The organism is Novosphingobium sp. B-7 (genome assembly GCF_000410615.1).
GTDB lineage: Bacteria > Pseudomonadota > Alphaproteobacteria > Sphingomonadales > Sphingomonadaceae > Novosphingobium > Novosphingobium capsulatum.
In genome coordinates, this window is record NZ_APCQ01000218.1 from 1 (window position 1) to 8,209 (window position 8,209).

The window sequence follows — 8,209 nt, forward strand, 5'->3', positions numbered from 1 at the left end:
CGCAAGCGCCGAGGCGGTATCACCCCCGGCGGTAGAGAACGCCAAGGGGAAGTTGGACGCACCGAACACCGCCACCGGGCCAAGCGGGATCATCCGCAGACGCAGATCGGGGCGGGGCAGGGGCTGGCGATCGGGCAGGGCCGGGTCGATGCGCAACTGCTGCCATGCGCCTGCACGCACCACGCCGGCAAACAGGCGTAACTGGCCCACCGTGCGGCCGCGCTCGCCCTCCAGCCGCGCGCGCGGCAACCCGCTTTCGCGCATGGCGGCCACGATCAAGGGATCGCCGATGGCAAGGATTTCCTCGGCGATGGTTTCGAGGAAGCGGGCACGCGCTTCGCGGCTCGTGGCGCGATAGATGTCGAACGCCGCCTCGGCCGCGGCACACAGCCGGGCCACATCGTCAAGGCCGTGCACCGTCAGGGCGGGCCCATGGGGCTGCCCGGTGTGGGCGTCGGTCGAGCGGAATTCGGTCATCGGATTCTCCCTATTTACTCCGACATATTCCGCCAGCATGACAAACGCAATAATAGTCGTTTCACCCCGTGTCGCTCCCTGCTACCCACGTTTGACAGGAGGCGATCGAGACAGTGACGCAACGGCAGTTCCCGGACAAATCGCGCAAGGGCAAGGCAATGGAAAGCGCCGCCGACAGCGCGGCGCCGGACAGTGTCGCGGCCGAGGAGCGCGATAGCCCGGCGCGCGGCCCTGGCCGGCGCCTGCATGGGGCCATCGCCCACAAGCTGGGCACGGCGATCCTGTCGGGCCAATACCAGCCAGGCGATATCCTGTCGGGCGAGGTGGCCTTTGCCGAAGAACTCAAAGTGTCGCGCAGCGCCTATCGCGAGGCGATCCAGGTACTGACCGCCAAGGGCCTGGTGGCAAGCCGCCCCAAGGCCGGCACCCGCGTGCTGGAGCGCGACCGCTGGAATCTGCTCGATCCTGAAGTGCTCGCCTGGGCCTTTGCCGGCGAACCCGATCTGCAATTCGTGCGCGATCTGTTCGAACTGCGCGCCGTGGTGGAACCGGCCGCCGCGCGCCTGGCGGCCCAGCGCCGCGACAAGGCCGATCTCAAGGCGATCCGTGATGCCCTTTCGGCGATGCGGCGGCACACGCTGACCAACGATGCCGGCCGCGCGGCTGACCGTGATTTCCACGATGCGGTGCTGCGCGCCAGCCACAATGCCGCGCTCATGGTGCTGTCAGCCAGCATCGGCGCGGCGGTGCACTGGACCACCCGGTTCAAGCAGCGCAGCCGGGAACTGCCGCGCAATCCCATTCCCGATCATGCGCGCGTCTATGACGCGATTGCCGAAGGCGATGGCGAGGCAGCCTCCCAGGCGATGGGCGTTCTGGTGCAACTGGCCCTGGAAGACACCGCCAGCGCGATCGAAGCTGCCGTAAACCGCTGATCCTCCCCGGTACGGGGAGGGGGACAAGCCGCAGGCTGGTGGAGGGGAGCTTCCGCCTTGCACGCCGTTTCAGGCGGGCAATCCCCTCCACCACGCTTCGCGCGGTCCCCCTCCCCGTTTCGGGGAGGAGCCGATCAGTCTGTTGCCTTGGTCTTCGCACCCCACAGCGCGTAGAAGATGATGTAAAGTTCGCACGCGGCGGTCAGCAGGAACGAGGTCTGTAGGCCAAAGGCATCGGCCAGCTTGCCCTGCACCACCACCAGCGCGCCGCCGGCAATCGCCATGATCAGCAGGCCCGATGCTTCCTCGGTCAGCGGGCCAAGGCCCTTGATCCCGAGGGTAAAGATCGTGGGGAACATGATCGAGTGGAACAGCCCCACGCTGATCAGTGCCCACATCGCCACGGGCCCGTGGGTGAACACGGTAATCATCATCACCACGAATGCACCCACGGCGGCCAGGGCCAGCACGGTTTCGGCGCGCACCCTCTGCATGATCGCCCCGCCGGCAAAGCGGCCCACCATCATCCCGCCCCACAGGAAGGTCAGATAGCGGCCGGCTTCCTCGTGCGTCAGGTTGGCGATATCACCCTGGCTGACGAAGTTGACGAACAGGTTGGCCACGCCGATTTCAGCGATCAGGTAGATGAAGATCGCCGGAATGCCGAACACCAGGTTGCGATGTGCCCACAGCGAATGGTGCTTGCGCTCGTCTGCCGCCATGCGGCTGGTGGCGCTGCCCATGGCGGGCAGGGGATAGCGCGCGATCACCACGGCCAGCACCACCAGCACGGCAGCAACCAGGCCATAAGGCAGGATCACCGAATGCGCATCGGCCAGGCGCTCGGCCGGGGTGAGCACGGTGGTGGCGCTGGCCGTGCCGCTTTTGGAGCGGCCCAGGATCAGATAGGCGCCGAACAGCGGGGCCAGCATCGTGCCGGCCGAGTTGAGCGCCTGCACCAGGGTGAGCCGCGACGACGCGGTTTCGGCCGGGCCGACGACGGCGACATAGGGATTGGCCGCGACTTGCAGCAGGGTGATGCCGCTGGCGATGACAAACAGCATGACCAGCGTGACGCCATAGGACGGAATCGAGGCGGCCACCATCATGCCCAGCGCGCCAGCGGCCATGATCAGCAGGCCGGTGACCATCGCCATCTTGTAGCCGATCTTCTCGATCAGCTTGGCCGAGGGGATCGAGGCGACGAAATAGGCAATGAACCACACGGATTCGATCAGCGTGGTCTGGGTATAGTTGAGGTCGAACACCGCGCGCAAATGCGGCAGCAGGGTGTTGTTGATGACCGTGATGAAGCCCCACATGAAGAACAGCGTGGCCAGGAGCGCCAGCGCGCGGCCATAGCTGGCGCCGGGCGGCAAGCCCTCGCCAGGGGCAGCGGAAGCCGCAGCCGAAGAAGCAACTGGGGGCATGTCCATCCTCTCTCGAAGGGGTGTGTGTGCAACGGCAATGCGCGGCCTCGCCATCCCGTCATGATGCTTGCGAACCGGCTTGCGCTCTTTCTATTTGTCGGACTATATGCTCGGGTACGGCCACGTCAATGGCTGCGCACGTGTTTTCACGTGCCGCCCAGCGGGCAAGAAAGGCCGACCATGGAGACCAGGATGAACACCAAGGCCGCTTCCCTTGCCGCGCTGCTGGCGCTTGTGCCGTTTTCCGGTGCCCATGCTGCCCAGGCAAGCCAGGAGGCGGCAGGTTCGCTGGCCGATGGTCAGAAGGTTGTTGCCGTTACGCTCAAGGCCGCCAATGGCGTTTCGGCCCGCATCCTCAGCTATGGCGCCACGCTGCAGGCGCTGGTCGTGCCTGATCGCGCCGGCAAGCCGGCCGACGTGCTGCTCGGCTATGACGACCTCGCTGGCTATGTCGATCACCCCAACTATTTCGGGGTCACCGTGGGCCGCTATGCCAACCGCATTGCAGGCGGCAAGTTCACGCTCGATGGCAAGGCCTATCAACTACCGCTCAATGAAAAGGCCGCCAGCCTGCATGGTGGAGGCAAGGGCTTTGACAAGCAGGTGTGGCAAGTGGTGTCGGTGAAATCCGGCGCAGTGGCCAGCGTCGTGCTCAGCCATGTCAGCCCCGATGGCGACGCCGGCTATCCCGGCACGGTCAAGGCCACGGTGACCTATTCGCTGGACGAGGCGGGCAATCTGACGATCGCGTTCGAAGCGACCACCGACAAGCCCACGATCATCAACATGACCAACCACGCCATCTTCAACCTCGCTGGCGAAGGATCGTCGCAGGGCGCGATGGATCATGTGCTGACCATTCCGGCCAAGGCGTTTACGCCCATCGACGCCACGCTGATCCCCACCGGTGAATTGCGCCCGGTGGCCGGCACCGTGTTCGATTTCACGCAAGCGCGCCGCGTCGCCGATGGCCTGCGCGATGGGCGCGACCAGCAGATCGTCTATGGCCGTGGCTATGACCACAACTTCGCGCTCGACAAGGGCGTGACGGCGCAGCCGGGCCTTGCCGCGCGGCTGGAAGATCCTGCCTCGGGCCGCGTGCTCGAAGTGCTCACCACCGAGCCGGGCGTGCAGTTCTATGCCGGCAATTTCCTCGATGGCACTCTGGTCGGCAAGCAGGGCCACCTCTATCGCATGGGCGATGGCATCGCGCTGGAACCACAGAAGTTCCCCGATGCGCCCAACCACCCGTCGTTCGTTTCCGCGCGCGTCGATCCTGGCAAGCCCTATCGGCATGTCATGGTCTATCGCGTTTCCACCTCGCGCTGATAGGCCCTTATGACCGAGCACCAGACCCCGAAGCTGCGCAGCCGCGCCTGGTTCGACAATCCCGATAACATCGACATGACCTCGCTCTATCTCGAGCGGTATCTGAACTTCGGGTTGAGCCTGGAAGAACTGCGCAGCGGCAAGCCGATCATCGGCATCGCCCAGACCGGCAGCGACCTCTCCCCGTGCAACCGCCACCACCTCGTGCTGGCCGAGCGCATCCGCGAAGGCGTGCGCGAAGCGGGCGGCATCGTGCTGGAATTTCCGGTGCACCCGATCCAGGAAACCGGCAAGCGGCCCACCGCCGGGCTCGATCGCAATCTGGCCTATCTTGGCCTGGTCGAGGCGCTCTATGGCTATCCCATCGATGGCGTGGTGTTGACCACTGGTTGCGACAAGACCACGCCCGCGCTGCTGATGGCGGCAGCCACCGTCAACATCCCGGCCATCGCCCTGTCGGTGGGCCCGATGCTTAATGGCTGGCACAAGGGCGAGCGTACCGGTTCGGGCACCATCGTGTGGAAGGGCCGCCAGATGATGGCCGCCGGCGAACTCGATGCCGATGGCTTCATCAAGCTCGTCGCCTCGTCGGCGCCGTCCACCGGCTATTGCAACACCATGGGCACGGCCACGACGATGAACTCGCTGGCCGAGGCGCTGGGCATGATGCTGCCTGGTTCGGCGGCGATCCCCGCGCCCTATCGCGATCGCCAGGAATGCGCCTATCACACCGGCAAGCGCATCGTCGACATGGTGCGTGAAGACCTCAAGCCGTCTGATATCCTCACGCTCGATGCGTTCCACAACGCCATCGTCGTCAATTCCGCGATTGGCGGATCGACCAACGCGCCGATCCACCTGGCCGCCATCGCCCGCCATGTCGGCGTGGACCTGCCGCTCGATGATTGGCAGCGCCTGGGCCACAAGGTGCCGCTGCTGGTCAACCTGCAGCCGGCCGGCGAATACCTGGGCGAGGATTATTATCGCGCTGGTGGGGTTCCGGCGGTGGTGGGCCAGTTGATTGGCCAGGGCCTGATCCGCGAAGGCGCGATGACCGTCAACGGCCGCACCATGGGCGAAAACTGCCGTGGCGTGGAAATCGAGGACGAACGCGTAATCCGCCCGTTCGCCCAGCCGCTGGTGGAAGAAGCCGGGTTCCTGGTGCTCAAGGGCAACCTGTTCGACGCAGCGATCATGAAGACCAGCGTGATCAGCGAGGAATTCCGCGCGCGCTATCTGTCCAACCCGGCCGATCCCGAAGCATTCGAAGGCCCCTGCGTGGTGTTCGACGGGCCGGAAGACTATCACCACCGCATCGATGATCCTGCCGTCGGGATCACGCCCGAAACCCTGCTGTTCATGCGCGGCGCCGGGCCGATCGGCTATCCCGGCGCGGCCGAAGTGGTCAACATGCGGCCGCCGTCCTACCTCATCACCGAGGGCGTGAGCGCGCTGCCGTGCATCGGCGACGGGCGCCAGTCGGGCACCTCGGGCAGCCCGTCGATCCTCAACGCCAGCCCGGAAGCGGCGGCGATGGGCGGCCTGGCCCTGCTCGAAACCGGCGATCGCGTGCGCATCGACCTCAAGGCCGGCACGGTCAACGTGCTGGTGGCCGACGACGTACTGGAAGCGCGCCGTGCCGCGCTGGCGGCCAAGGGTGGCTATCCCTATCCCGCCAGCCAGACGCCGTGGCAGGAAATCCAGCGCGCCGTGGTCGGCCAGCTCAACACGGGCGCCATTCTGGAAGGCGCGGAGAAGTATCAGCGGATTGCCCAGACCATGGGCCTGCCGCGCGACAATCATTGATCGGAACACGGCAATGACCGGCATGGGAAAGCGTGGCGCACACCGCACTTTCCCACCTGGCGCGATAGAGAGGACCGGAGCGCGATGGCTTTGTGGCGCAAGATCGACCGCGACGTGGCCGATATCCTGGGCGAGGGCACGCTGTGGTGCCCACGCGACGGCGCGCTCTATTGGACCGACATCCTCGCCCCCGCGCTCAACCGCATGGATCTGGCAAGCGGCGCGATCAGCCGCTGGACCATGCCCGAGCCGCTCGGCTGGGTGGCTGAGGCCAAAGTGGGTGGCCTGATCGGCGGTTTTCGCGGCGGCGTCGCCTCGATCGCCTTCGATCCCGCGTCGGGCGCGCCGGTGATCGGGCCGCGCAGTGGGCCAGAGCCGCATCTGCCCGGCAACCGCATGAACGATGGCAAGGCCGATGCCCACGGCGCGATCTGGTGCGGCACGATGGACATGGCCGAAGAGCAGGACAACGGCACGCTCTATCGCCTGGCGCACGATGGCACGTTCCAGGTTATCGACAGCGGCTATGGCGTACCCAATGGGCCGGCGTTCTCGCCATGTGGGCAATGGCTCTATCACGCCGACAGCGCGCGCCGGGTGATCTATCGCTTCGCGCTGACCGACGAGGGGGTTGGCCCGCGCGAGGTGTTCGTTCGCCTGGCCGAGGATGATGGCTATCCCGATGGCATGACCTGTGACGCGCAGGGTTTTCTGTGGCAGGCGCATTGGGATGGTGGGCGGATCAGCCGCTTCGCCCCCGATGGCCGGCTCGACCGCGCGATTGCCCTGCCGGCGCGGCGTATCACCAACATCGCCTTTGCCGGCGAACGGCATGATCGCATGTTCGTGACCAGCGCGCGCGTTGGCCTTGCCGATCCGGGCGAATATGATGGCGCCCTGTTCGAGGTGGAAAGCGGCGCCACCGGGTTTGCGCCGGGTGTCTACGGCTAACGCAGGTCAGCCGCGCGCTTAATCGCTTTCCACCCCGGCATAGCCGGGCAAGTGTCGCGCGCCGTGGCCACGGGCCAGTTCGATCGCCTCGCGCAGGGCCTGGTCAAACTTGTTGGCCAGCTTGCGCGGGCCGATGTGATCGCGAAAGAAATCGGCCCACAGGAATTCGGCATAGGGCCGCGTCGTCTTGGCATAGCCGCCGGCGCGGCGCACATCGCCGGCCAGCGAGCGCCAGGGATCGTCCTCCAGCTTGCCCACCTGATGGGGCAGCGCCTTCCATTCGCGGCGGCGGCCGCGCGCATCATAGGGGTGCAGCCAGTTGTTGGCGTCGAGAAACGCCAGGAACCGCTTGCGCGGCAGGTGCGCCAGCCGCGCCACCACCGACACCAGCACTTCTTCCACCCCTTCCAGATGCAGCGCCAGGGCGAGGTGATGGTGATCGAGCATCCACAGCTGGTCATCGGGACCGATCACGGCCGGGATCATGTGTGCACCCAGAAATTCGCCGGCGGCGCTGGCTTCGTTGCGGCGCGCCCAGTCGCGGCGCTTGCGCTCCACCTCGCGCAGGCCAACGGTCATCTGCGTGGGGCGCAGGTCGGCAATCGCCACGGTCTTGAGAATCGGTTGGATCGGACCGGCCAGCCCCATGACTCACGCTCCATGCTTCACGCCTGCCGCGGCGCAGTCTGCGCCAATGCCACGGCATCGGCAACGCTGAAGGTGGCATCGCGTGCCAGATCACCCAGGCCCGATGCCGCTAGCACCGCGCGCGCGCGATCATGCGTGCGCGCCAGGATCAGGCGTCCGCCGCGCCGTGCCAGCGTGGCGTGCAATTCGCCGATCGCCTCTGCGGCGGTGGTATCGAGATCGTCACTCTCTTCCAGGCTCAAGACCACCACCGGCACGCCCAGCCCTTGCGCGCGGCGCGCCACCAGGCCCAGCACGGTTTCGGCATTGGCAAAGAACAGGGGGGCATTGGGCCGGAAGATAGCCAGCCCGCCCACTGCGCGCGCGGTATCGTGGGCGGCCATGTCGACATAATCGTGGCTGGTGCCCAGTTGCCCCAACTTGCTGAGCGAGGGATGGGCCAGGCGATAGAGCAGTTGCGCCAGGCTGAGGCCCACGGCCACCAGCAGCCCATCGAGCACGCCCAGGCTCAACACCCCCAGCGCGGCGGCCGGGGCGGTCCAGCGGTCGCGCCCCACTTTCCACGGGCGCAGCAACGGCGCGGGTGACAGGGCGTGGGTCAGCGCCGCGACGACCACAGCGGCCAGCACCGGC

8 protein-coding genes are annotated in these 8,209 nt (G+C 66.5%); 4 read left to right on the forward strand and 4 right to left on the reverse strand.

Annotated elements, in window-relative coordinates:
* Positions 1-477: aldehyde dehydrogenase family protein (locus H926_RS25210; RefSeq protein WP_043607502.1), on the reverse strand; the 477-nt coding region annotated here is incomplete at its 3' end.
* A 113-nt stretch (positions 478-590) separates the two neighbouring features.
* Between H926_RS25210 and H926_RS0102240 the strand changes: the two genes are divergently transcribed.
* On the forward strand, positions 591-1,412 hold the full coding sequence (locus H926_RS0102240) for a FadR/GntR family transcriptional regulator (RefSeq protein ID WP_022674850.1): 822 nt from the start codon (positions 591-593) through the stop codon (positions 1,410-1,412).
* A 134-nt stretch (positions 1,413-1,546) separates the two neighbouring features.
* On the opposite strand, the gene H926_RS0102245 is transcribed toward H926_RS0102240, so the two are convergent.
* The gene (locus tag H926_RS0102245; protein ID WP_028657472.1) at positions 1,547-2,842 is read right to left on the reverse strand and encodes a sugar MFS transporter; all 1,296 of its coding nucleotides are present in this window, start codon (positions 2,840-2,842) and stop codon (positions 1,547-1,549) included.
* 192 nt (positions 2,843-3,034) lie between these two features.
* Here H926_RS0102245 and H926_RS0102250 point away from each other — a divergent pair, with 192 nt between their 5' ends.
* The 3 genes from H926_RS0102250 to H926_RS0102260 all read left to right on the forward strand — a co-directional run bounded on the left by H926_RS0102250 (position 3,035) and on the right by H926_RS0102260 (position 6,928).
* Positions 3,035-4,171 carry a galactose-1-epimerase gene (locus tag H926_RS0102250; protein WP_022674852.1) on the forward strand — a complete coding sequence of 379 codons (1,137 nt, stop codon included), beginning with the start codon at positions 3,035-3,037 and terminating at the stop codon, positions 4,169-4,171.
* A 9-nt stretch (positions 4,172-4,180) separates the two neighbouring features.
* Positions 4,181-5,977, forward strand: coding sequence for an IlvD/Edd family dehydratase (locus H926_RS0102255; RefSeq protein WP_022674853.1), 1,797 nt, complete (start codon positions 4,181-4,183; stop codon positions 5,975-5,977).
* Positions 5,978-6,061: 84 nt separating this feature from the next.
* A complete protein-coding gene (locus tag H926_RS0102260) occupies positions 6,062-6,928 on the forward strand; it encodes an SMP-30/gluconolactonase/LRE family protein (protein ID WP_022674854.1) in 867 nt (288 codons plus the stop codon).
* 18 nt (positions 6,929-6,946) lie between these two features.
* On the opposite strand, the gene H926_RS0102265 is transcribed toward H926_RS0102260, so the two are convergent.
* The gene (locus H926_RS0102265; protein WP_022674855.1) at positions 6,947-7,576 is read right to left on the reverse strand and encodes a ParB-like protein; all 630 of its coding nucleotides are present in this window, start codon (positions 7,574-7,576) and stop codon (positions 6,947-6,949) included.
* A 17-nt stretch (positions 7,577-7,593) separates the two neighbouring features.
* The coding region (locus H926_RS0102270) for an STAS domain-containing protein (protein WP_022674856.1) at positions 7,594-8,209 on the reverse strand (616 nt) is incomplete at its 5' end.

What these genes read in the sequence shown, in the direction of transcription:
- H926_RS0102245 (WP_028657472.1), bottom strand. Translation starts at nt 2,842, where the DNA reads ATGCCCCCAGTTGCTTCTTCGGCTGCGGCTTCCGCTGCCCCTGGCGAG.
- H926_RS0102250 (WP_022674852.1), top strand. Translation starts at nt 3,035, where the DNA reads ATGAACACCAAGGCCGCTTCCCTTGCCGCGCTGCTGGCGCTTGTGCCG.
- H926_RS0102255 (WP_022674853.1), top strand. Translation starts at nt 4,181, where the DNA reads ATGACCGAGCACCAGACCCCGAAGCTGCGCAGCCGCGCCTGGTTCGAC.
- H926_RS0102260 (WP_022674854.1), top strand. Translation starts at nt 6,062, where the DNA reads ATGGCTTTGTGGCGCAAGATCGACCGCGACGTGGCCGATATCCTGGGC.
- H926_RS0102265 (WP_022674855.1), bottom strand. Translation starts at nt 7,576, where the DNA reads ATGGGGCTGGCCGGTCCGATCCAACCGATTCTCAAGACCGTGGCGATT.